Source organism: Rhizobium sp. 0TCS1.26, assembly GCF_050455525.1.
GTDB lineage: Bacteria > Pseudomonadota > Alphaproteobacteria > Rhizobiales > Rhizobiaceae > Neorhizobium.
The window spans coordinates 412,439-435,126 of the sequence record NZ_JBCIYV010000001.1; the positions used below are offsets into that span (position 1 = coordinate 412,439).

The 22,688-nt window shown below is 62.9% G+C and carries 20 protein-coding genes; 8 read left to right on the forward strand and 12 right to left on the reverse strand.

The features are described 5' to 3' along the window. The first annotated feature begins 73 nt into the window (after positions 1-73). Together uvrB and AAIH46_RS02040 are read left to right on the forward strand one after the other, a co-directional pair. The gene (gene uvrB / locus AAIH46_RS02035; RefSeq protein ID WP_430303854.1) at positions 74-3,304 is read left to right on the forward strand and encodes an excinuclease ABC subunit UvrB; all 3,231 of its coding nucleotides are present in this window, start codon (positions 74-76) and stop codon (positions 3,302-3,304) included. 953 nt (positions 3,305-4,257) lie between these two features. After that, entirely contained in the window at positions 4,258-4,494 is a 237-nt protein-coding gene (locus AAIH46_RS02040; protein WP_430303856.1) for a CopG family ribbon-helix-helix protein, read from the forward strand. Between the two features lie 320 nt (positions 4,495-4,814). On the opposite strand, the gene AAIH46_RS02045 is transcribed toward AAIH46_RS02040, so the two are convergent. Beyond that, a complete protein-coding gene (locus AAIH46_RS02045) occupies positions 4,815-6,695 on the reverse strand; it encodes an ATP-dependent nuclease (RefSeq protein ID WP_430303857.1) in 1,881 nt (626 codons plus the stop codon). 207 nt (positions 6,696-6,902) lie between these two features. Here AAIH46_RS02045 and AAIH46_RS02050 point away from each other — a divergent pair, with 207 nt between their 5' ends. Then, positions 6,903-7,358, forward strand: coding sequence for a DUF3828 domain-containing protein (locus AAIH46_RS02050; RefSeq protein ID WP_430303858.1), 456 nt, complete (start codon positions 6,903-6,905; stop codon positions 7,356-7,358). Positions 7,359-8,347: 989 nt separating this feature from the next. Here the strand turns inward: AAIH46_RS02050 and dusA are convergent. Continuing rightward, positions 8,348-9,376, reverse strand: coding sequence for a tRNA dihydrouridine(20/20a) synthase DusA (gene dusA / locus AAIH46_RS02055; protein ID WP_430303859.1), 1,029 nt, complete (start codon positions 9,374-9,376; stop codon positions 8,348-8,350). Positions 9,377-9,594: 218 nt separating this feature from the next. Here dusA and AAIH46_RS02060 point away from each other — a divergent pair, with 218 nt between their 5' ends. Then, positions 9,595-10,005, forward strand: coding sequence for a PAS domain-containing protein (locus AAIH46_RS02060; RefSeq protein WP_430303860.1), 411 nt, complete (start codon positions 9,595-9,597; stop codon positions 10,003-10,005). A gap of 61 nt (positions 10,006-10,066) precedes the next feature. Here AAIH46_RS02060 and AAIH46_RS02065 read toward each other — a convergent pair whose 3' ends face one another. Then, on the reverse strand, positions 10,067-10,357 hold the full coding sequence (locus AAIH46_RS02065; RefSeq protein WP_430304970.1) for an ArsR/SmtB family transcription factor: 291 nt from the start codon (positions 10,355-10,357) through the stop codon (positions 10,067-10,069). A gap of 461 nt (positions 10,358-10,818) precedes the next feature. Between AAIH46_RS02065 and AAIH46_RS02070 the strand changes: the two genes are divergently transcribed. Next, positions 10,819-11,520, forward strand: coding sequence for a fumarylacetoacetate hydrolase family protein (locus AAIH46_RS02070; RefSeq protein WP_430303861.1), 702 nt, complete (start codon positions 10,819-10,821; stop codon positions 11,518-11,520). 21 nt (positions 11,521-11,541) lie between these two features. After that, positions 11,542-12,069: a gamma carbonic anhydrase family protein gene (locus tag AAIH46_RS02075; RefSeq protein WP_430303862.1), complete on the forward strand. Its 528-nt coding sequence runs from the start codon at positions 11,542-11,544 to the stop codon at positions 12,067-12,069. Positions 12,070-12,082: 13 nt separating this feature from the next. Here the strand turns inward: AAIH46_RS02075 and AAIH46_RS02080 are convergent, their stop codons facing one another. The 3 genes from AAIH46_RS02080 to AAIH46_RS02090 are packed head-to-tail and all read right to left on the reverse strand — an operon-like array spanning position 12,083 to position 14,347. After that, positions 12,083-12,496 (reverse strand): Fur family transcriptional regulator, encoded by a 414-nt coding sequence (locus AAIH46_RS02080; RefSeq protein ID WP_430303863.1) that lies wholly within the window; start codon positions 12,494-12,496, stop codon positions 12,083-12,085. Then, positions 12,493-13,320 (reverse strand): iron chelate uptake ABC transporter family permease subunit, encoded by an 828-nt coding sequence (locus tag AAIH46_RS02085; protein ID WP_430303864.1) that lies wholly within the window; start codon positions 13,318-13,320, stop codon positions 12,493-12,495. Before AAIH46_RS02085 ends, AAIH46_RS02080 begins: the two co-directional genes overlap by 4 nt. Then, complete coding sequence (locus AAIH46_RS02090; protein ID WP_430303865.1) at positions 13,313-14,347, reverse strand: ATP-binding cassette domain-containing protein; 1,035 nt, start codon at positions 14,345-14,347, stop codon at positions 13,313-13,315. Before AAIH46_RS02090 ends, AAIH46_RS02085 begins: the two co-directional genes overlap by 8 nt. A gap of 99 nt (positions 14,348-14,446) precedes the next feature. On the opposite strand from AAIH46_RS02090, the gene znuA reads away from it, so the two are divergent. Next, the gene (gene znuA / locus AAIH46_RS02095) at positions 14,447-15,481 is read left to right on the forward strand and encodes a zinc ABC transporter substrate-binding protein ZnuA (protein ID WP_430303866.1); all 1,035 of its coding nucleotides are present in this window, start codon (positions 14,447-14,449) and stop codon (positions 15,479-15,481) included. A gap of 100 nt (positions 15,482-15,581) precedes the next feature. Here znuA and AAIH46_RS02100 read toward each other — a convergent pair whose 3' ends face one another. The 3 genes from AAIH46_RS02100 to gndA form a co-directional block, all read right to left on the reverse strand. After that, positions 15,582-15,908, reverse strand: coding sequence for an RcnB family protein (locus tag AAIH46_RS02100; RefSeq protein WP_430303867.1), 327 nt, complete (start codon positions 15,906-15,908; stop codon positions 15,582-15,584). A 208-nt stretch (positions 15,909-16,116) separates the two neighbouring features. Further along, on the reverse strand, positions 16,117-17,160 hold the full coding sequence (mgrA, locus tag AAIH46_RS02105; RefSeq protein ID WP_430303868.1) for an L-glyceraldehyde 3-phosphate reductase: 1,044 nt from the start codon (positions 17,158-17,160) through the stop codon (positions 16,117-16,119). Between the two features lie 135 nt (positions 17,161-17,295). Beyond that, positions 17,296-18,732: an NADP-dependent phosphogluconate dehydrogenase gene (gene gndA / locus AAIH46_RS02110; RefSeq protein WP_430303869.1), complete on the reverse strand. Its 1,437-nt coding sequence runs from the start codon at positions 18,730-18,732 to the stop codon at positions 17,296-17,298. A gap of 200 nt (positions 18,733-18,932) precedes the next feature. Here gndA and AAIH46_RS02115 point away from each other — a divergent pair, with 200 nt between their 5' ends. Continuing rightward, positions 18,933-19,352 carry an SRPBCC family protein gene (locus AAIH46_RS02115; protein ID WP_430303870.1) on the forward strand — a complete coding sequence of 140 codons (420 nt, stop codon included), beginning with the start codon at positions 18,933-18,935 and terminating at the stop codon, positions 19,350-19,352. 2 nt (positions 19,353-19,354) lie between these two features. On the opposite strand, the gene AAIH46_RS02120 is transcribed toward AAIH46_RS02115, so the two are convergent. From AAIH46_RS02120 to AAIH46_RS02130, 3 genes are all read right to left on the reverse strand, one after another. Continuing rightward, entirely contained in the window at positions 19,355-20,290 is a 936-nt protein-coding gene (locus AAIH46_RS02120) for a lipid A biosynthesis lauroyl acyltransferase (protein ID WP_430303871.1), read from the reverse strand. Positions 20,291-20,296: 6 nt separating this feature from the next. Continuing rightward, the gene (locus AAIH46_RS02125) at positions 20,297-21,325 is read right to left on the reverse strand and encodes a zinc-binding dehydrogenase (RefSeq protein ID WP_430303872.1); all 1,029 of its coding nucleotides are present in this window, start codon (positions 21,323-21,325) and stop codon (positions 20,297-20,299) included. 66 nt (positions 21,326-21,391) lie between these two features. Then, positions 21,392-22,681 (reverse strand): beta-ketoacyl-ACP synthase, encoded by a 1,290-nt coding sequence (locus AAIH46_RS02130; RefSeq protein ID WP_430303873.1) that lies wholly within the window; start codon positions 22,679-22,681, stop codon positions 21,392-21,394. Positions 22,682-22,688: the final 7 nt, after the last annotated feature.

A 22,688-nucleotide genomic window follows, 5' to 3' on the forward strand; every position in this document is an offset into this window, starting at 1 on the left:
CGCCCGCCGTTTTCGTTCTCAATTTGTTTCTGCCGCTCTTCACTTTCCGGGCAAGCCCCTCCATATTTCCGGCATGTCCAAAGCTCCGAAGAAATCCTCCCCCGCCGCCGGTTTTGATGAAGCGCCGCAGTCCGCCTTCGAGGGCCAGCCGTTCGGCGGCTCGGTCGCCGACTGGGTGAAGCAGCTGGAGGCCGAGGCGGAAACCTCCGGCGTCGAGACGCAGCGCGAAATCGCGTCGAAGGCGGGAAAGCACCGCAAGAAGATCGAGATCGCCGCCCGCGAGGAGGCGATCAAGGCCGCCGCTCGGGAGGCTCCGAAGACCGCCAAGCACACGACGTCCGGCAAGACCTCGCGCGGCGTGTCGATCGGCGCCTCGTCGGATCCGAAGACCCGCGCCGCCGCCGGCCTCAACCCGGTCGCCGGCATGGACATGTCGCTGGAGGACGCCCAGACCTTCTCGCAGACGCTGGCCCCGGGCGCCGTCACCGCCACGGTCGACGCGCTGTCGAAACTGATCGAGAGCGGCAATCCGCTGTTCAAGGACGGCAAGATGTGGACGCCGCACCGGCCCTCGCGGCCGTCGAAGTCGGAAGGCGGCATCCCGATCCGCATGGTCTCCGACTACGCGCCGGCCGGCGACCAGCCGACCGCCATCCGCGATCTCGTCGAGGGCATCAATTCCGGCGAGCGCTCCCAGGTGCTGCTCGGCGTCACCGGCTCGGGCAAAACCTTCACCATGGCCAAGGTGATCGAGGCAACGCAGCGCCCGGCGGTCATCCTGGCGCCCAACAAGACGCTCGCCGCCCAGCTCTACTCGGAATTCAAGAACTTCTTCCCCGACAATGCGGTGGAATATTTCGTCTCCTACTACGACTACTACCAGCCGGAAGCCTATGTGCCGCGCTCGGATACCTTCATCGAGAAGGAATCCTCGATCAACGAGCAGATCGACCGCATGCGCCACGCCGCCACCCGCGCCATCCTCGAGCGCGACGACTGCATCATCGTTGCCTCGGTGTCGTGCATCTACGGTATCGGCTCGGTCGAAACCTATACGGCGATGACCTTCCAGATGGAGCTCGGCGACCGCATCGACCAGCGCCAGCTGCTGGCCGACCTCGTCGCCCAGCAGTACAAGCGCCGCGACATGGATTTTACCCGCGGTTCGTTCCGCGTCCGCGGCGATACCATCGAGATCTTCCCCGCCCACCTGGAGGATGCCGCCTGGCGCATCTCGCTGTTCGGCGACGAGATCGATTCGATCACCGAGTTCGACCCGCTGACCGGCCACAAGACCGGCGACCTGAAATCGGTGAAAATCTACGCCAACTCGCACTATGTCACGCCGCGCCCCACCTTGAACGGCGCCATCAAGTCGATCAAGGAAGAGCTGAAGCTGCGGCTTGCCGAGCTCGAGGCGGGCGGCCGGCTGCTGGAAGCCCAGCGGCTCGAGCAGCGCACCCGCTACGATATCGAGATGATGGAGGCGACCGGCTCCTGCGCCGGCATCGAGAACTATTCCCGCTACCTGACCGGCCGCCGCCCGGGCGAGCCGCCGCCGACGCTGTTCGAATACATCCCCGATAACGCCCTGCTGTTCATCGACGAGAGCCACGTTTCCGTCTCCCAGATCGGCGGCATGTACCGGGGCGACTTCCGCCGCAAGGCGACGCTGGCCGAATACGGCTTCCGCCTGCCGTCCTGCATGGACAACCGGCCGCTGCGCTTCGAGGAGTGGGATGCCATGCGGCCGCCCACCGTCGCCGTCTCGGCCACCCCCGGCAACTGGGAGATGGAACAGTCCGGCGGCGTGTTTGCCGAGCAGGTCATCCGCCCGACCGGCCTCATCGATCCGCCGGTGGAAGTCCGCTCGGCCCGCTCCCAGGTCGACGACGTGCTCGGCGAGATCCGCGAAACCGCCGCCAAGGGCTACCGCACGCTGTGCACCGTGCTCACCAAGCGCATGGCCGAGGATCTCACCGAATACCTGCACGAGCAGGGCGTCCGCGTCCGCTACATGCACTCCGACATCGACACGCTGGAGCGCATCGAGATCATCCGCGATCTTCGCCTCGGTGCCTTCGACGTGCTGGTCGGCATCAACCTCCTGCGCGAGGGCCTCGACATCCCCGAATGCGGCTTCGTCGCCATCCTCGATGCCGACAAGGAAGGCTTTTTGCGCTCGGAGACCTCGCTCATCCAGACGATCGGTCGTGCGGCGCGTAACGTCGACGGCAAGGTCATCCTCTATGCCGACAACATCACCGGCTCGATGAAGCGGGCGATGGAGGAAACCGCCCGCCGCCGCGAAAAGCAGGTGGCCTACAACACCGAGCACGGCATCACGCCGGAATCGGTGAAGGCGCGCATCTCCGACATCCTCGATTCGGTCTACGAGCGCGACCATGTGCGGGCCGACATTTCCGGCGCCTCCGGCAAGGGCTTTGCCGATGGCGGGCATCTGGTCGGCAACAATCTCCAGGCGCATCTCAACGCGCTGGAAAAGGACATGCGCAACGCCGCCGCCGACCTCGATTTCGAGAAGGCCGCCCGCCTGCGCGACGAGATCAAGCGCCTCAAGGCCTCCGAACTCGCCGCCATGGACGATCCGATCGCCCGCGAGGAGAGCAAGGCCCAGGAGGGCGTGCGCCGCAATGCCGAAGCCACCCGCGCCTCGCTGCCCTCGGGCGGCGGCAAGGGTGCGGCTGGTCGTGGCGGCAAGACGGGTGGAACGAGCGATCGCTCCGAGTCTGTCTCCCCCAATGAGGGGGGTCCGGAGGACGGGTTGAGACCCGTGGCTCAACCCCGGCAGTCCGGCAGGACAGAGGGGGGCGGAGGTGCTCCCGACACTGGAAAAGCACCCCCCTCTACCCCTATCGGGGCATCTCCCCCTCAAGGGGGGAGATCAGGGGAGCAAGCCTCCTACTTCGCCAAACCCTCGCTCGACGACATGGGTCCGGGCACCGACACGGCACGACCGCTGTTCCGCAAGAACACGCTCGACGAGATGACCGTCGGCCGCACCGAAAAGCCGCTCGGCAAGCGGCGTGGAGGGCCGGAGGCCGGACAGGGAGCCGACAAGCTCGCGCTGCCCGAACGGCCGCTGGAAACATTCAGCACCAAGCGCCGCCATTCGCCGCTGCTCGAAGGCCAGCCGGAAAAAAGCGACGGTGATATCCGAGGCGGCAAGGACGACCCCCGCCCGATCGTCCGCGCCAAGCCCGGCGCCGGCTCCTACGAGGATCCCGGCGAGGTCAAGCGCAAGGGCCGCACCAAGGGCAAGACCGGGCGGCCGGGACGGTAACCGCCCGTCTCCCTCCTCCACAGGGTAGATCCGCAAGGCGGGCAGCGACGGCAGCCGCAGATCTCTTCTCCCCGTCGTCACGGGGAGAAGATGCCGGCAGGCAGATGAGGGGTGAGGAGCGGTCCGCCGCGCGGACCGATCGATCCGGTACATCGAATGCCGCGACGAACGCCCGGAGCCAGAGCGACGGGCCGGCACACGGCACGGCATCCGCTCGCCCCACCCTCTCCGTCGTCCTCCAGCCCCACACTCTGCGTCATCCCCGGCCCCGCCCTCACCGTCATCGTTGCCCACACACCCCGTCATCCTCAGCCCCACCCTCTCCGTCATCCTAGGCCCCACCTTCTCCGTCATCCTCGGGCCTATCCTCTCCGTCACCCTCGGCGCCACACTCTCCGTCATCCTCGGGCCTGACCCGAGGATCCACCGAGGCTTCCCGCCCGCTCGCCCGGAGCCAAGACCGGCACCGGCTCCGACGAGGATCCCGGCGCGGTCAGGCGCAAGGGCCGCACCAGCGGCAAGACCGAGAGACCGGAGAAGGTGCACCGGCCGGGAGACGAAGCCACGCACCGACGCACCGGCCACCTGCCGATGCGACTGCGTCAACATGGCGGATGTCGTCGGCAGACAAGCTGCGTTAGAGGTCCCTCACAATCGACCGTGTCAACAGTGCCTGGATGTATCCGAAATGTGGGATTGGTTCCCGATCGTCTTCTTTCCGCTCAAGATCCTCGTGCTCGGCACGGGCATGTTCTTCGCCATCAAGTGGCATCACGATCAGGCCAAGAAGAAATAGCGAGGTCTGCGGATCGGGGCGATGCACCAGCGCCCGCATCCCACGGCGCGTTTAGGGATGAGGTCGCCGCGTAGTGGCGGGTGGCTGACTTGGCAAATGAAGGCGCTTGACGCTGGACATACAGCGCCCATAATCGCTCCAAGGCAGAGGCTTGACGATGAATTCTGTAATTGTGCGCATTCCTGAGGAGACCGCAGAAAGCCTCGCGCGGGTTGCCGAGCGGCTATCTCAACCGGCCGAGAGCGTTGCGATGGACGCCATTGAGGACTTCCTTGCCCGCGAGGAATGGCAGGTGGCCGAGATAGAGGCGGCCGTTGCCGAAGCCGATCGCGGCGACTTCGCAACCGACGAAGAGGTCAAGGCGGTGCTCGGCGGCTTTAGCGCCGGCTCCTAAGGGCAACGGATGGCGAGCATCCGGTACACGAGTCGCGCCCTCGCCGACTGGCGCATATTGGCACATGGATCGAAACGGACAATCTTGCGGCGGCCCCACGAAGACCCCTGTGACGCCAAGTAGCAGAAACGCCGCACCAAGGGCAAGACGGGACGGCCCAGGCGGCAGTTCTGGCCCGAAAGAGGGGAGCGACGCGCACTTCCACAAGCCGACCTACCCACCTGTGGGCGGTCCGAAGGACTGGTCGACACCCCTGGCTCAGCCCCGGCAGTCCCGCCAGGACTGAGGGGCCCTGCTGCACGGCGGTGCGGTCGGTCACCTCAACCTATGTGCCGTCGCCCCGGATTAGGGCCGGGATCCAGTCGGCTTGCGTCAAGCATTAAAATAATGGCAGCCCTCGACAGATAGGTGCGATAAACTAGGATTGATTCTTCCAAATACAGGCTCGATTCAGTCCACAGTACAAACGAGTCAAGTTCCATCAGCAGATCGTAAAATTCGGGATCGATGCTTTTCGTGTCGAAGGATTCAGAAATCATCCTGAGGGTTAGTTGCCCAATTCCTTGCTGCTGAAGCTCTGAATTCAACTCCGACAAAAACTCTTTTCCCGGCACAATGTGCAGCCGCTTTTGTAGATCACACCATGTTGCCTCAAGTTCCGCGTGGACACCCTCTATGACAGTGGCGTGATCATGGCTCGATCGAATATTTTTATAGTAATCTGCCTTCTTCGCAGTCCTCTGGCCATAGACCTTCGATTTGAATTTTGTGGTGATTTGATCAATTAAACGCAGAAAGTCTTCTTCTTCCAGAGCAGCTTTATGCCGACCTACTCTTCTCCTATTTAGAGCAGCTCTCAAGCTTGTCAGATCAAGGAAATAGTTCTCGATCTCCTTACGCCCTAAAATGCGAGAGGTTAGGCCATTGGCTTCAAATTCGGTCTGATATGCCGAAACCTCTTCATTGCAACGGTAATCGCGGTCGAAGATACAGAAGACGGAAATCTCTAGATCTAAGATCTCCTTGAACGCCCACACGGCCCCTAAAGCCCTCTGCCATCCCTCAAACCCTCCCAGCTTTACGAATGGAACTACACTCTGCGCCAGCGCATCCAGCCCCAAGCTTCGCGCTAAGATCTGGAATATCTTACGATCTTCACCCTCAACGAAGACGACCTTGCGTGTTTTCGCAACCCGAGCAAAATCGGTGTTTGTAGAAGATCCTACGTAAAGTCGTATATTGTTATAGTCTTCTTCAGACCTGATCCGTTTGGCATTTCGGTACTTAGAGTTGATGGAGACGACCTCCATCTCATCAGCTTCGTTGATAATCTCAACCGAATGAGTCGCCATGATGAATTGCCCAAAACGATCCCGAAGAAGCTTCAGTAATTTCTTTTGTACATCGGGATGTAGATATATATCCGGCTCATCGATCACAACCGTAGACGCCGCATTGGCTCGGCTAAGGTGCGTCAGAATCTGGAGCCAAATCTGGAAGCCGAATCCGGCCCATCGAACTTCTCTGTCGAATCTGTTCTCGCTGTAGAACATCTCAAGCACAGCAGAGTTGCCTCTCTGCCGTTCTGGCTTTTGAACAGTAATGCCGGGCCATGCTATAGACACATCTTCTGCAAATCGATCAAATTCTAATTGGCTTTTCCGAAACCATATATTTCTGAAGTGGCGACTTGAAGTTTTTTTGGATGAAGACTTGCGGATTGTCTCGTCGAGTACGTAAGTCTCTTCTCGCTCTAGTGGAGCTAGGGTCGGAACAATAGTAAGTTCAAGGGGGAATTTTTTCTGAAACTTGGAGGCGGAATTAAGTCTAGGCCCACCTGCGTCGACGGCAAACTTAAGTGGCTCATTCCGCTCTATAACGACGATGGCCTTAGCGTCAGTTGTAAGCTTGAACTCCAACACTGAAGGAGCGTCAATGTAGTTGTGACTGGAATGGGTAAGTTCTACATCTATGCTGGACTGCGGAACAAGGTGCCCATCGGCGACGTTCCCGTCTGGGAGTTGAACTAGCGTCGGCGTCCGTTTACGCGTGTAGCGCAAACAGTTTTCTAGTATTCTTAAAGCTTCTATAATTCCAGATTTGCCGGAATTGTTGGGACCTACTAGGACATTGCCTCGCTCACACCTTACAATGTAACTATCGTATTTACGGAAATTGGTTAACCTTATCTCTTTCAGCATGACCTATCCAACCTAGCCGACAAACGCACCCACTTGATGAACAGTGGCTAAGTTTTTCTTTCAACATCTTAGTTGAGAATCAGCGCATGGCAAAATACGTGTTTCGGATTCCACTGTTTTTCGTACGGTTCTTCATGACCCGCAAGCATGTTTGGTAAAGACGCTATCCCTGCGTCGCCCCCACACCCCCTTTTGGACCATCCCCCCATGCGCTTCCTCATCCTTGCCTTCGCCCTTTTCGCCCTTCCCGCCCACGCGGCGCAGACCTACAAAACCCCGCAGGCGCTGATCAAGGCGCTCTACGCCTATGACACGGCCGAGACGGTCGAGGACGCGCCCTCGCCCTACCAGCCGTTCCTCTCGCGCGGGTTGAACCGGCTGTTCCAGGCGGACCGCGACACGTCCGCCGATGGCGAGGTGGGGGCCGTGGATTTCGACCCGGTGATTGCCGGCCAGGACGGCGAGGCGAAGGGCGTCAAGCTGTCAGCCCCGATCCTCCTCGACGATACCGCCGAGCTGGAGGTCAGCTTCCGCAACGGCGCCGAAAACGTCACGCTCTACTACACGCTGAAGCGCGAACAGGGCGGCTGGAAGGTCGATGATATCGCCAACCAGCAGGGCGAATACCCGTGGAGCCTGCGCGACCTGCTCGGCGGCCAGTAGCCCGCGAGCCGGGGACATTTCCCGACCCCTCTCCGAGCCCGAACAAGGGCTTGGCGTTTTTCCATCCCCGCCCCAGTCTGCGCGCCGACAATGGCGCCGTTCCGCAGCGGTTACACCAGAAGGCGTTCTGGCGATGCGGGGCCGGTGCGGTTCATGGGGGGCAGACGCAGAACCTCATGGCCCGGGTCCGGGAAAATGATCTCCCTCCGGCAGATGCGGGGGAAACGGGCAAGCGCCTCGGATGTCGGCCTGCCGTTTTCAAAAACCCGTCGTACTGCGCCGGACGTGCCTGTGTGGCGCATAAGGGAAGCGGTTCGACGTTCTGGCCGCGCCGCCCGCGGCTCCGTCGGTTGCCCATCTTGGGACACCGGGACGGGCGGCGGATGAGGCCAGACCCCGCCTCCTGCAGAGAGATCGCAGTCCGGGCATAAACCACCGAACGGGGCGCTGAAAGGTGTCATTTCTACTCAAACTCCGAGGCAGCTTTCAGCGCTCCGGCCGATGAGATCGAAACGGTTTTGGAGAACCACGGGCAGGTCCTGCCGCGTGACGGCTTTCGGCTGCCTGGCGCAAAGGAGAGTGCGGGCGATGACCACGCAAGCAACGATCGATCCACAACGTCTCCGGCTGCTGCTCGCCGTCGCCGAGGTGCTCGAGCTGCCGAAAACCGCCTGTGGCATGCGCGCCTGCCGGCGTTCCGGGCGCTGCTGCGCCGGCCGCAATCAAACCCCGGCCTGCTGCGGGTTGTCCGGGCTGCCGCAAGACGACGCGCTCAAGGCCATCGCGTTTCTGGCCTGTTGCTGCGAGCTGCTGCACGATTTCGACAGCGCGTCGGCGACGGTCGAGACCGCAGAGCCGGAAGCGCCCGCGTGGCTCGCCGAGGTGCATCCGCCCCTTCTGCCCTTCGTCGTTGACGTCGGCTACCGTCTCGTCGGGCTCGCCCGCCAGCGGCGCTTCCGCCGCTGGCTGAAGGCGGTGGGCGCCTGGCCTCAGCCGGCCAGCCGGTCTGCCGCAGGAGAACCGGCGGTCTTCGAGCCGCCAGCGATGTCGACGGCGGCAAACGCCTCGGCAATCAGCTCCGGCCCGATGCCGGGCTTGGTCGCCTCCGAGGACAAGAGCTGCCGGTAGCGCCTTGCGCCGGCAAAACCCTGGAAGAGGCCGACCATGTGGCGGGTGACGTGGTTCAGGCGCCCGCCGGATAAGATTACCTCCGCCGCATAGGCCATCATCGTGTCGCAGAGCTGCTGCCAGTCCGGGTCGCCTGGCGCATCGCCGTAGATCGCGTGGTCGACCTCGGCCAGCAGGCCGGCATTCTGGTAGGCGGCGCGGCCGAGCATCACCCCGTCCACATGGGAAAGATGGGCGCGCGCCTGGTCGAGGTCGGCAATGCCGCCATTGATGCCGATGAAGACCTCCGGGTTTTCACGCTTCATCCGATAGACGAGGTCGTAGTCGAGCGGCGGGATGTCGCGGTTTTCCTTCGGCGAAAGCCCCTGCAGCCAGGCCTTTCGCGCGTGGATCCAGATGGCGTCGGCGCCGGCCATCACCATGCGGGCGAGGAAATCCGGCAGCACCGCCTCCGGCTGCTGGTCATCGACACCGATGCGGCATTTGACCGTGACCGGCACGTCGCTCACCTGCTTCATCGCCGCGATGCAGTCGGCGACAAGCTCCGGCGTGCGCATCAGGCAGGCGCCGAACGTGGCCGATTGCACCCGGTCCGACGGGCAGCCGACATTGAGGTTGATCTCGTCATAGGCAAAGTCGGCGGCGATGCGCACCGCCTCGACGAGTTTTTTCGGGTCCGAACCGCCGAGCTGCAGCGCCACCGGATGCTCGGCCGCGTGATGCGACAGCAGCCGCTCGCGCGGCCCGTGGATGATCGCGTCGGCCACCACCATTTCGGTGAACAGCAGCGCACGGCTCGACAACTGCCGGTGAAAGAAGCGGCAGTGACGGTCCGTCCAGTCGATCATCGGGGCAACGGCGAACAGCTTGCCCTGTTGGTAGTGGGACATCTTGATATGTTTCCGAAATGATCCGCGTTCGTTCATGCTCATTTTCGTTCGTGCCGAAGGGGGTGCACCTGCAAGATCTGGCCTCCTACCTCGACGCGCGGCGCGCAGCAGCTGTGCAGGAGCTTAAACAAATGACTCGCCCCTGATCCGCTGGACTGGACGCTACGTAGTACTACCTTGGCCGTTATGAACCACATTTTTCTGCAGGAGATAAAGCAGTGCGCCCGACGGATGAAGCTGTTTTTGTAGCTCAGGTAGCCGGAGAGGCGCCCCCTGAAGTGGGCTTCTTCACCTGGGACGTTCCAGAGAACATAGTCTACGCCGATGCAGCGCTCGCATCGCTCTTCGGACTGGACGCCCACGATGCATCGAGCGGCTTAGCCATCGAAGCCTACCTTGACCGTGTGCATCCAGAAGATCGGTCGCGGCTCGCAAAGACCATTCGAGACAGCATCATAGCAGACCGACCTCAGCAGGAAACCTACCGTGTCCTCAACAGCGCGAGCGAGTATTTCGTTGTAACCGGGTTCGGCCGAGGCTTCCGCGATGGGAACGGTAACACGATCCGATACGCAGGCCTCGTAGTCTCCGCCGCCGACGAAACTAGCCGAAGCGCGATGCGCCACTAAGACGTGGCAATTTCGCTTCTCGTACTTCTGCTCTTGCCAGAGCATTGGCACCTAAACTGGACTAATCGGCCTCACCGTAGATCTCGTCCAGCGTTTTCAAGACAGCCAGAACCCTGGGGTCTTGCGTCGAGTAGAAGATGGTCTGCGCGTCCCGCCGCGTTACTACCAGATCGGAAGCCCTTAGCTTGGCAAGATGCTGGGAAAGTGCGGACTGGCTGAGGTCCACCCGCAAAGCGAGATCTCCCACTCCTAGCTCTTGCTCGGAAATGATCTTCAAGATGTGTAGGCGCTTCTCGTTTGCCATGGCCGAGAGAAGCCTCGTCTGGCGCGCCAGCGATTTATTAGTTTTCACTTCGCGATTTCCCAGAGAGCTGGCGAGCCAAAGTAGAAGCTGCTCATACACCATTCTCATGGTTAACGAAAGCGCCGCAGCGGCCGGCACGGCACATATACCCTTCTTCAGCATTCCTCATGTCAGTCAAGTACGCATCGAGTACGCATTCGCATCAGACGCGGCGGCAGAAGCGCTGTTCTTTGGTAGAAATCGCTTCGGATCCGTCCAGTCGATCATCGGGGCAACGGCTAAGATTTTTTCGCCGGCGCCAAGCGCATTCGCATACATTTGGAAAACCTCGTTTGCGCCCGCTCATACAGGAAACCGGCGCCGGAGAAAAGATTGCGCCGCCCGCGTCCCCATGCGCTCCACCGGTGCGAGAATGGTCGAAGCGTTGGACGACAGGAAGCGCAAGACAAACCGGCCGGGCTGTTTTAGGAAGGGAGCCAGACACATTTCCAACCTCCAAGGACATGCCCATGGCCGAACCGACCGCTCCGAAAACCGTCATTCCGGCCCCTGCCCCGGTGCTTTTGCCGGTCGAAGGCTCGACGGATCTTTTTCCGGTCCGCCGGGTCTACTGCGTCGGTCGCAACTATGCCGACCACGCGATCGAGATGGGCCATGATCCGTCGCGCGAGCCGCCCTTCTTCTTCCAGAAGAACCCGCAGAACCTGCTGACCTCAGGCCAGTTCCCCTACCCGCCGCTGTCTTCCAACGTGCATTTCGAGGTCGAACTGGTGATGGCGCTGAAGGCGGGCGGCAGCGACATCCCGGTCGAGCGGGCGCTGGATTGCGTCTGGGGCTACGGGGTCGGCGTGGATTTCACCCGCCGCGACCTGCAGGACGCGGTGAAGAAGGCCGGCCGTCCCTGGGAGGCCGCAAAAGCCTTCGAGGGCTCGGCGCCGGTGTCGGCCCTGGTGCCGGTGGCAAAGGCCGGCCATCCGCAGACCGGCGAGATCTGGCTCGAGGTCAACGGCGACCGCCGGCAGACGGGCGATCTGGCGCAGATGATCTGGAAGCTGCCGGAAATCGTCGCGGAACTGTCGAAGCTGTTCACGCTCGCTCCCGGCGACGTCATCATGACCGGCACGCCGGCCGGCGTCGGCCCGGTGGTGCGCGGCGATCGTGTCGTCTGCGCCGTCGAGGGCCTGGCCGTGCTCGAGATCGCCGTCGTCTGAACCGCCTGAGGAGAACCGATCATGCCGCTATACGCCCTGGGCGAATTCGAACCGAAAACGCCGGCGCCGGACCGTTTCTGGGTGGCGCCCGGCGCGCATGTGATCGGCAAGGTGGAAATCGGCGAAGATGTCGGCATCTGGTTCGGCGTGACGATCCGCGGCGACAACGAGTGGATCACGCTCGGCGCCGGCACCAACATCCAGGAAAACACCGTCATCCATACCGACTGGGGCTTTCCGGTGACGATCGGTGCCGGCTGCACGATCGGCCACGGTGCCATCATCCATGGCTGCACCATCGGCGACAATTCGCTGATCGGCATGGGGGCGACGGTGCTGAACGGCGCCCGCATCGGTAACAACTGCCTGGTCGGCGCCAATGCGCTGGTCACCGAGGACAAGGAGTTTCCCGACAACTCGCTGATCGTCGGCTCACCCGCCAAGGCCATCCGCACGCTCGATGAAGCGGCCGTCGAGAAGCTCAAGGCATCGGCGGTAAACTATGCCGCCAACTGGAAGCGCTTCGCACGGGAGATGAAGCCGCTGTAACGAGCGGAAAGGTTCAGCCGGAGCAGGCCTCGCAGCGGCCACGCAGTTCGATGGTGGTCTTCTCGGCGCGGAACCCGGTCTGCTTTGCCCATTCCGTCAGCCGGTCGTCCATCGCGTGGTCATGGAATTCCTGCACCTGGCCGCAATTGTCGCAGATGGCGAAGGCCACCGTGCCGTGGTGGCGGCAGCAGCTTTCCTCCACATGCGAGCAGGCGACGAAGGAGTTGAGGCTTTCCAGCCGGTGCACGAGGCCAAGCTCCAGCAGCTTGTCGAGCGCCCGGTAGACCTGCAGCGGCGCCCGAAAGCCGCTGTCGCGCAGCCGGTCGAGAATGGTGTAGGCGCTCATCGGCTGGTCGGCGCGGGTCAGCGTGTCGAACACCAGCGTCTGGTTCTTGGTGAGGTTCGGTGTTTGCGGCTGGGTGTTCATCGGGCATCTCCGCTGACCGTCGAGGTCTTGGCCAGTCTGCGTCCCGCCATCGGCAGGAGGCTCAGCATGAAAAGGATCAGCGCCGCGACGACGATCGACGGGCCGGATGGGCTGTCGCCGTAGAGCGAGCCGAACAGGCCGCCGGTCACCGACAATGCGCCGACCACCGAGGCGATCACCGCCATGGTCTCGGGGCTTGCGGAAAACCGGCGGGCGGTGGCGGCGGGAATGATCAGCAGCGCGGTGATCAGCATGATGCCGACGATCTTCATGGCGATGGCGATCACCAGAGCCATCAGCAGCATGAACAGCAGCCGCGCCCGCTCCGGCTGCAGGCCTTCTGCCTCCGCCAGGTCATGGCTGACGGTGGAAGCAATCAGCGGTCGCCAGAGGAAGGTCAGCGATACCAGCACGAAGGCGCCGCCAACCCAGATCAGCAGGATGTCGGGGATCGTCACGGCCAGGATGTCGCCGAACAGGAAGGCGATGAGGTCGATCCGCACCCAGGACATGAAGGCAACCAGCACCAGGCCGATGGCAAGCGTTGCATGCGACAGGATGCCGAGCAGCGAATCCGCCGACAGCCCCTGGCGCCGCTGCAGGAACAGCAGCAGCAGCGATACACCCACTGCGACCGCAAACACGCTGACCAGCAGGTTGACCTCGAAGAACAGCGACAGCGCCACCCCAAGCAGCGCCGAATGCGCCATGGTGTCGCCGAAATAGGCCATGCGCCGCCAGACGACCAGGCAGCCGAGCGGCCCGGTCGTCAGCGCCAGTCCGATGCCGGCGAGCAGCGCGCGGATAAAAAAGTCGTCAAGCATGGCGTTCGTCGTCCCCGCTACCCTGCCGGGGACTATGATCGTGTTCATGGTCTTCGGCATGCGAATGAGAGTGGGAATGGGCATGAGAGTGGGAATGCGAATGGCTGGCAGAGACCGCAGGCGGCAGATGCGAATGCCCGGTATGATCGTGTCCCGGTCCGGCGGAGTTCTTCGCGCCCGCGCCTGCGCTGTGCGTATGCGTGTGATCGTGCGCGCCGTCATCCGCGTGATGGCCGTCATCCGGATGGCAATGATCCGTCACGCTTCCGTCGCTGTGCCGCACCCGACCGTCAGGCAGGTGCTCGTGGTCATGGCGATGGTCGTAAAAGGCAAGTCCGCGAGCGGCGCCACCGAACAGCCGCCGGTAGTCGGCGCTCTGGCTGACCGCGTCCGGCGTGCCGCGACAGCAGATATGGCCGTTGAGGCAGATCACCGTGTCGGTGCTCGCCATCACCACGTGCAGGTCGTGGGAAATCATCAGGATGCCGCAGCCGGTGGTATCGCGCAGCCGGCCAATCAGGTCGTAGAGGGTCGTCTCGCCGGCGAAATCGACGCCCTGCACCGGTTCGTCCAGCACCAGCAGGTCGGGCTTGCGGGCGATCGCGCGGGCCAGCAGCGCCCGCTGAAATTCGCCGCCGGAAAGGTGCTGCACCTCGGCTTTCAGAAGATGCGGAATGCCGACTGCCGCAAGCGCCTCCTGCAGCACCGGCTGCGAAAGCCGGCCTGTGAGGTGCATCAGACGCTCGACTGTCAGCGGCATGGTCCAGTCGATCGACAGTTTTTGCGGCACGTAGCCGATGGTCAGCGATCCGCTGCGGGACACCACCCCCTCGTCCGGCTTCAGCACGCCGATCGCCAGCTTGGCCGTCGTCGATTTGCCGGCACCGTTGGGTCCGATCAGCGTGACGATCTCGCCGCGGCGGATCGACAGGTCGATCCCGCGCACCAGCCAGCGTCCCTGTCGGCGCACCCCGGCGCCCGTCAGCGAAACGAGTTGCCCGTCACCGGGCGGCGAATGCATCAACATCAAAAATCCTTGGACGGTGTTGCCCTCTGCTATGACACGCGTTATAGCGTAACACAACCCAATGTAATAACATTACGGATGCGTTCAAGGAGTTGTGCGATGACGAAAACAGGGATCCGACAAACCGCGCGATTGACGGCTGCACTCATGGCTTCGGCCATGCTGATGGGTGCAGGCGGTGCGCTCGCCGCGCCGGATGTCGTTGTGTCGATCAAGCCGATCCACTCGCTTGTCGCCGGCGTCATGCAGGGGGTCGGCGTGCCGACGCTAATCGTCGAAGGCGCCGCCTCGCCGCACACCTATTCGATGAAGCCCTCCAACGCGCGTGCCGTGCAGAATGCCGACGTGGTGTTCTGGATCGGTCCGAGCATGGAGGCCTTCCTCGACAAGCCGCTCGATGCGCTGGCCGGCAAGGCCGTCGTCGTGGCGCTGCAGGATGCGCCCGGACTGGAGAAGCTGAATTTCCGCGAAGGCGGTGCCTTCGAAGCGCATGATGATGGTGACGAGCACGGCCACGCGGATCATGACGCCGCGGAGGCTGACGCCGATCACCAGCACGATCACGCCGCCGACGATCACGCGGGCCATGACCATGCGGGCCACGGCCACGAGGGCTTCGACACCCACCTCTGGCTGGATCCGGAAAATGCCAAGGCGCTGGTGAAGGAGATCCAGGCAAAGCTGGCAGCCGCCGATCCGGCCAATGTCGAGGCCTACGGCCGCAACGCCATGGCGCTGCTGGCGCGCATCGACACCATGGACGGCGACATCGCCAGGCAGATCGCGCCGGTGAGGAACAAGCCCTTCGTCGTCTTCCACGATGCCTACCAGTATTTCGAGCATCACTACGGCGTGAAGGTCGCAGGCTCGGTCACCGTCTCGCCGGAGACTGCACCGGGCGCCGAGCGGCTGCGTGAGATCCAGTCGAAGATCGTCGATCTCGGCGCCACCTGCGTGTTCGCCGAACCGCAGTTCACCCCGAAGCTGATCAACGTCGTGACCGAGGGCACCAAGGCGCGCCACGGCGTGCTCGATCCCGAGGGTGCGACGCTGAAGGAAGGGCCTGATCTGTACTTCGATCTGATGAATGGCCTGTCGTCGTCGCTGGTCGATTGCCTCGCCAAGGACAGCTAGAGAAGAACCGTGTCGAAGGGCCAGGGATCGAGGATGGCGCTTGACGCAAAAAAAGCCGCCGGGATCCCCGGCGGCTTTTCGAATAGTCCTGGTCCAGCCTTTAGCGACCGGCCATGATGCTGGAAATGATGCCGCTGGTGACGCCGATCAGCAGGAACTGGTTGTCGACGCGCACCCACTGGTAGCCGCGCGGCGGAGCCGAAAGGCGGTGGCTGCGATAGTCACGAACCGCGGCAGCGCGGGCGCGTTCGGCGCGGGTCATGCGGTGACCCTTGTTCCAGCGCTGCTTCTTGACGATCGTCTTCTTGACGATCGTACGCTCGACGGTGCGGTGACGATCGGGACCATGGCCGCGGTAGTCCTGCGCCATCGCCATCGGCGCGGCAAGAATGGTGGCGGCGGTCAGGATGGAAATGAAAGCCTTCATCGGGCGTCTCCTCGTATGTCTTGTTCAACAGCCTGACCCTAGGTGCCGAGGGGTGAACGGCAGATGAACCGCCACATTACAATTCGGCAATGAAATGAGCCGCTTGTTCCAACTCGTTTACGCCGCACCTGAAGCGCCTGCGGGTCACCGATACGAAAAAGCCCGGCGCTGGGCCGGGCTCTGACAATGACGACGCGGACCGAAATGCTTAGCGGGCCGGACCTTCGCGTTCTGCCGAGGCCGCCCAGAGATTGATGTCGGCATCCTTGGCGAAAACCTCGATCTCCGCCAACTCCTCCGCCGTAAAGTCCGGCCGATCCAGCGCCTGCACGCAATCCACCACCTGCTCCGGCCGGCTCGCACCGATCAGCGCCGAGGTCACCCGCCCGCCGCGCAGAACCCAGGCGATCGCCATCTGCGCCAGCGTCTGGCCGCGCTTCTCGGCAATCGCATTGAGACCACGCAGGTTGCCGATATTGCGGTCGTCGAGGAAGGCCGGACGCAGCGACTTGCCCTGCGCCGCGCGGCTGTCATCGGGAATACCGCCGAGATACTTCGACGTCAGCATGCCCTGGGCGAGCGGCGAGAAGACGATGGAGCCGACGCCGAGATCCTCGAGCGTATCGAGAAGCCCGTCCTCCTCCACCCAGCGGTTGATGATAGAATAGCTCGGCTGATGAATGATGCAGGGCGTGCCGAGAGCCTTGAGGATCTCCGCCGCCTCGCGGGTGCGCTTCGAATTGTAGGAGGAGATGCCGACATAGAGGGCGCGGCCGGAGCGGACGATATGGTCCAGGGCGCCACAGGTTTCCTCGAGCGGCGTGTCGGGGTCGAAACGATGGGAGTAAAAGATATCGACGTAATCGAGCCCCATCCGCTTCAGCGACTGATCGCAGGATGCGATCAGGTACTTGCGGCTTCCCCATTCACCGTAGGGGCCCGGCCACATGTTGTAGCCGGCCTTCGACGAGATGATCAGTTCGTCGCGATATCCGGCAAAGTCCGTCCGCAGGATCTCGCCGAACGCGGTTTCAGCACTCCCCGCCGGCGGACCGTAATTGTTGGCGAGGTCGAAATGGGTAATGCCGAGGTCGAAGGCGGTCCGGCAGATATCCCGCTTGCGCTCGTGCGGCGTGTCTTCGCCGAAATTGTGCCAGAGACCGAGCGACAGCGCCGGAAGCTTGAGGCCCGAATGGCCACAACGATTGTACTGCATGCGGGAATAGCGATCGTCAGATGGCTGCCAGCCCATGGATATCTCCTCCGTCTTGAAAAGAACCCGTCCTCCCTCAGGACGGAAAAGCCGTGCGCGATGTTGGACGCGCACGGCGGTCGCTCAAGGCCGCGGACCGGCGAAGATGCCGGATCCGCAGATGTCGTTCATGGATCAGGCGCCGGTTCCCAGCCCGCTGCCCCAAGGGCCGTGCGGGCGATCGATACCGTCGACGCGCTCAAAGCCGTGCGCGCCGAAGAAGTCGCGCTGCGCCTGGATGAGGTTCGCCGTGCCACGACCGCGGCGATAGGTGTCGAAGTAGGACAGCGCCGAAGCGAGAGCCGGAACCGGCAGGCCGGACATGACGGCCGTCGAAACGACTCGGCGCAGCGAGGCGTCGGTTTCCTTGACCAGCGCCGAAAATGCCGGCGTGACGATCAGGTTGGCGATATCCGGGTCCTTGGTGAAGGCCGAGGTGATCTCGTCGAGGAATTCCGAGCGGATGATGCAGCCGGCACGCCAGATCTTGGCGATCGTCGGCATCGGCAGGTTCCAATTGTATTCATTGGACGCTGCCGCCATCACCGCAAAGCCCTGCGCGTAGGCGGCGACCTTGGCCGCCAGCAGCGCGTTCTCCAGATCGTCGAGGAAGGCCATTCCGTCGATACCGGGCATCGCCGTCGTCTGCGGCAGGCCAAAGATCTCCTCGGCGGCAACCCGTTCGGCCTTCTGCGACGACAGGATACGGCCGGCGACCGCGGCCTCGATGCCCGTTGCCGCCACGCCGAGGTTCTGCGCCTCGATCACCGACCACTTGCCGGTTCCCTTCTGGCCGGCTGCGTCGAGGATGACGTCAACCATCGGCTTGCCGGTGATCGGATCGGCAGCCGACAATACCTTCTCGGTGATCTCGATCAGGTAGCTGTCCAGCCGGCCGCTGTTCCAGCGGCCGAACACCTGGGCGATCTCGGAGGCCGACAGCTTCAGCCCGTCGCGGAGGATGCCGTAGATTTCGGCGATCATCTGCATGTCGGCATATTCGATGCCGTTGTGGATCGTCTTGACGAAATGGCCGGCGCCGTCGTTGCCGAGCCAGGCGACGCAAGGCTCGCCGTCGTATTTCGCGGAGATCGAGGTCAGCACGCTCTCGACGCGCTTCCAGCTGTCTTCGGTACCGCCGACCATGATCGACGGGCCGTGGCGCGCGCCTTCCTCACCGCCGGAGACCCCCATGCCGATGAAGGTCAGCGGGCTGTCCTTCAGCGCATCGAAGCGGCGCATGGTGTCGCGGAAATTGGCATTGCCGGCATCGATCATGATGTCGCCGGCCGACAGGTAGGGCTTCAGCAGTTCCATCTGCTGATCGACCGGATCACCTGCCTTGATCATGATGATGATCGGCCGCGGCGGACGGATGGCAGCCACGAATTCTTCGAGTGTTTCGCAGGGAATGATCTGCCCCTGCAGGCTTCCGGCCTCGGCATAGAACTTCCGGGTCGCTTCCGGCGTACGGTTGAAGACCGCGATCCGGTTGCCTTTTTCGGCGATGTTCAGTGCGAGGTTGGACCCCATAACACCAAGGCCGATAAGGCCGATTTCTGCCTGTTCCACGAAAATGCCTCCATAGGGATCGGGATGCTGTTTTGGCACTGCATATGGCAAACAGCAAGGCGATTGGCGAGGAGCGGCGATGAAATTTACTGACGATCGGTCTCGTCCGCACCCGCTATGCAGCAGGATTGAAAGGCTTCCTTGCCAGGCCCGTCAGCTGCGCCATAAACATAGGAAAGATAAACACGAAGGAGCAACGCATGGCACCGATGGAGAGCCGCATCGTCCACCTGGCGATCAACAGGGACTGGCGCAGCGTCTACAATTTTGCCCATCGTCCCGAAAACATGTCACGCTGGGCATCGGGGCTCGGGGAAGGCCTGAGGGCGGACGGCGACGGGTGGCTGGCCGATGGCGGACCGCTTGGCGAGGTACGGGTGAATTTCGCAGCGCCGAATGCTCTGGGCGTCATAGACCATGTGGTCGACATGCCGTCCGGGCTGCGGGTCCACAACGCCTTCCGGATCGTGCCGAATGGCGATGGCGCCGAAGCAATGTTCATGGTCACCCGCCTGCCCGGCCAGTCGCCGGAGCAGTTCGAGGAGGATGCGCGGCATGTCGAGGTCGATCTGCAGCGGTTGAGGGAAATCCTCGAAACCGACGTCGAGACCAGCGTCTGACATCAATCCTTAAGGCTGTGCTTGATGTTCCAACGGTCGTGGTACCAGAGCCACTGCTCCGGATGTTCGCGTACCCAGCTCTCGACCTTGTCGTTGAGCAACTGGCCCATCGCCTGCACGTCGACGGCGCCCTTGTCGTTGCGGGCGATCTCGATCTTCGGCTCGATCTCCAGCCGGTAGCGGTTGTCGGGGAGCCGGATGCAGCGTGCCGGATAGACTTCGCAGTCGAACTGCCGGACGAGCTTGGCAAGCAGCGGATTGGTCTGCACCGGGTTGCCGAAGAACTGCGTCGACAGCCCCTTCTGGAATTTCTGGTCGACGAGGACGCCGATCCCCTTGCCCGCCTCCAGTTGCCGGGCGAGCGCGAACGACGATCCGGCATGCGAGGGAACGAGCTTGCCCATTCGGGCCGCCCGGAAGGAAAACACCTTCTCGGCAATGTAGGGATTGTTCGGCGGCCGGAACATCACCGTAACCGTCAGGCCGAAGGCATTGCCGGCCACCGGCAACAGTTCGAAATTGCCGGTATGGGCGGTAAAGACGATGAACGGCCGCGGATTGTCGCGCAGATCGAGGAAGATCGGGATGCCCGACACCTCCACCCGTCCCGGCGCCTGGCTCTCCGGGTCGAAATCGAAAAGTTCGTCGAGGAATACGTATTCGGCCGCGAGCCGACCCATGTGGCCCCAGCTGGCCATGGCGATCTCGTGGCGCTCGGCCTCGGATTTTTCCGGGAAGGCATTGGCGAGGTTGACCAGCATCAGCCGATGCCGCCGCGTGCGTGGCCCGATCTTGCGCACCAGCCAGTCGGCGAACCGGATCGCCGGGTCGGCCGGCAGCAGCTTCAGCAGGTTGAGGAAGCTGAAGGCGACCTGCGCCACCAGCCATTGCTGGAAACGGCGCAGTGCCAGAACGATCCGGGTGATCACCATCTTCACGGCGCGTCAGTCCATCCTGAGGATGATCTTACCGAAGATCTGCCGCGACTCCATGCGCTCGAGCGCCTTGTCGATCTCGCCGAAGGTCACCTCGGTGTCGATCACCGGGTGGACGATGCCGCGCGCCATCTTCTGCATGGCATTCGCCATGTTCTCCATCCGACACCCGAAAGAACCGAGCAGCTTCAACTGCTGCTGGAAGAGCATCATCAGGTTGACGTCCGTCGAGACGCCGGAGGTCGAGCCACAGGTGACCAGACGACCGCCGCGCTTCAGGCAGAACATGGAAGCGGCAAACGTGTCCTTGCCGACATGTTCGAAGACGACGTCGACGCCCTTCTTCTTGGTCAGCTTGCGCACGACGCCTTCAAACCGGTCCGTGCGGTAATTGATGACGTGGTCTGCGCCAAGGGCCTTGGCTCTCTCGATCTTGTCGTCGGAGCCGACGGTGGTGATTACCGTGCAGCCCATCTTCTTGGCGAGCTGGATTGCGGCGCTGCCGATGCCCGAACCGCCAGCATGCACGAGGATCGTCTCGCCTGGCTCGAGCTTGGCGTTGTCGAACAGCATGTGTTCGACCGTGCCGAAGGTGACTGGCGCGAGGGCGGCGGCAACCGCATCGATGCCCGGCGGTGCCGGAACGAGCTGGCGGGCCGGGATGTTGATCTTTTCCTGAGCGAAACCGTCGAGATGAAAACCGTGCACGCCCGCCACGTGTTCGCAGAGATTGTCGCGCCCTTCGCGACAGGGCTTGCAGAGACCGCAGGTGCGCGCGCCGTAGACCGAAACCAGTTGGCCGGGCAGAACGTTCGACACGCCGGGGCCGATGGCCTCGACGACGCCGGAGGCTTCCGCGCCGATGGTCAGCGGCATCTTGCGCTTGGCAAACGCCATGCCCCGCCATCCCCAGACATCGATGTGGTTGAGCGCCACAGCCTTCACCCGCAGCCTCACCTCGCCCGGGGCCGGCGCTTCGGGTTCGGGGATATCGACCGCTTCGAGACGGCGGTCGTCGATGAGTTGCAGAGCGCGCATAGAAGTTTCCTTATCACCCGGAGGCGTCAAAGATCATGGGGCCAACTGGCCGACTTGGAGCGCTGTTTAGGCTGGCTCCGCCGTCATGACAAGGCTGGCATTCTGACCTCCGAAGCCGAAGGAGTTCGACAGCACCGCCGTGACCTGCTGGTCGCGCTTCACGTTCGGCACGACGTCGAGCACGATCGTCGGATCCGGATTGATGTGGTTGATCGTCGGCGGAAGCGTGCCGGTCAGCATCGTCTGGATCGAGAACACCGCCTCGACCGCGCCGGCAGCCGTCAGGGTGTGACCGATCATCGACTTGTTGGACGAGCACGGGATCGCATCCTTCAGCCGGTCTCCGAAGACAGCCAGCATCGCGCCGTATTCCATCTTGTCGTTTTCGGGCGTCGAGGTTCCGTGGGCATTGATGTAGCCGATGGCGCCCTCGTCGATTCCCGCATCTTCCAGCGCCGCACGAATGGTGGCAATGGCCGGCCCGCCGTCGGGCGACGAACGCGTGCGATGGAAATGGTCGGCCTTTTCGCCGCAGCCCTTCAGGATGCCGAGCACCTTGGCGCCGCGGGCGACAGCCGATTCGAGCGATTCCAGCACCAAGGTCGCCGCGCCTTCGGCGATGACGAAGCCGTCGCGATCTTTGCTGAACGGCTTCGACGCCTTTTCCGGAGGATCGTTCTGTGTCGACAGTGCCGAAAGGAGCGAGAAGCGGATCAGCGCCTCGGCGCTCACGGAACCGTCCGTCGCAACCGTCAGCGCGCGATCGGTGCGCCCCTGGCGGATCGCCTCGACGCCAAGCTGGATCGCCGTTGCACCGGAGGCACAGGCCGTCGACAGCGTCACCGGAAGTCCGCGCGTGCCGAAATGATCGGACAGCCGCTCGGAGATCGAACCGAATTGCGCAGCCTCGAGAAAGACCGGATCGGGACGTTCACGCATGGCCGCGAGGAAGCGATCATAGGCATCGCCTTCCACCTGCGCCGGCGGCGCACGATCGGCCAATTCGAACCGGGCGCTCCACTCGGGCTCGACCGGCGGTGCGGCAAGGAACAGCGGACCGCCGAAATCGCCGGACAGACCGGCCTGTGCCAGCGCCTCGACCGTCGTTTCGCGGGCAAACGCGAACGACCGCTCGACGGAGTTCGGACGCGGGATCTCGATGAAGTCGACCGTGCCGCTGATCCGGGTCGACAGACCCTCGGTGGGGAACCGTTCGATCGGATGAATACCGGAGGTGCCGGAAGTGAGCGCCGCCCAGTTGTCAGTCAGCCCCTGGCCGAGCGACGTGATGACGCCCATGCCGGTAACGGCGACGATCGGCCGCCCCAGGTGATCCGTGAAAGCTGTGTTGCTCATGATGATG

Coding starts and splice junctions, on each gene's coding strand:
- uvrB (WP_430303854.1), top strand. CDS start 74: ATGTCCAAAGCTCCGAAGAAATCCTCCCCCGCCGCCGGTTTTGATGAA.
- AAIH46_RS02040 (WP_430303856.1), top strand. CDS start 4,258: ATGAATTCTGTAATTGTGCGCATTCCTGAGGAGACCGCAGAAAGCCTC.
- AAIH46_RS02045 (WP_430303857.1), bottom strand. CDS start 6,695: ATGCTGAAAGAGATAAGGTTAACCAATTTCCGTAAATACGATAGTTAC.
- AAIH46_RS02050 (WP_430303858.1), top strand. CDS start 6,903: ATGCGCTTCCTCATCCTTGCCTTCGCCCTTTTCGCCCTTCCCGCCCAC.
- dusA (WP_430303859.1), bottom strand. CDS start 9,376: ATGTCCCACTACCAACAGGGCAAGCTGTTCGCCGTTGCCCCGATGATC.
- AAIH46_RS02070 (WP_430303861.1), top strand. CDS start 10,819: ATGGCCGAACCGACCGCTCCGAAAACCGTCATTCCGGCCCCTGCCCCG.
- AAIH46_RS02075 (WP_430303862.1), top strand. CDS start 11,542: ATGCCGCTATACGCCCTGGGCGAATTCGAACCGAAAACGCCGGCGCCG.
- AAIH46_RS02080 (WP_430303863.1), bottom strand. CDS start 12,496: ATGAACACCCAGCCGCAAACACCGAACCTCACCAAGAACCAGACGCTG.
- AAIH46_RS02085 (WP_430303864.1), bottom strand. CDS start 13,320: ATGCTTGACGACTTTTTTATCCGCGCGCTGCTCGCCGGCATCGGACTG.
- AAIH46_RS02090 (WP_430303865.1), bottom strand. CDS start 14,347: ATGTTGATGCATTCGCCGCCCGGTGACGGGCAACTCGTTTCGCTGACG.
- znuA (WP_430303866.1), top strand. CDS start 14,447: ATGACGAAAACAGGGATCCGACAAACCGCGCGATTGACGGCTGCACTC.
- AAIH46_RS02100 (WP_430303867.1), bottom strand. CDS start 15,908: ATGAAGGCTTTCATTTCCATCCTGACCGCCGCCACCATTCTTGCCGCG.
- mgrA (WP_430303868.1), bottom strand. CDS start 17,160: ATGGGCTGGCAGCCATCTGACGATCGCTATTCCCGCATGCAGTACAAT.
- AAIH46_RS02115 (WP_430303870.1), top strand. CDS start 18,933: ATGGCACCGATGGAGAGCCGCATCGTCCACCTGGCGATCAACAGGGAC.
- AAIH46_RS02125 (WP_430303872.1), bottom strand. CDS start 21,325: ATGCGCGCTCTGCAACTCATCGACGACCGCCGTCTCGAAGCGGTCGAT.
- AAIH46_RS02130 (WP_430303873.1), bottom strand. CDS start 22,681: ATGAGCAACACAGCTTTCACGGATCACCTGGGGCGGCCGATCGTCGCC.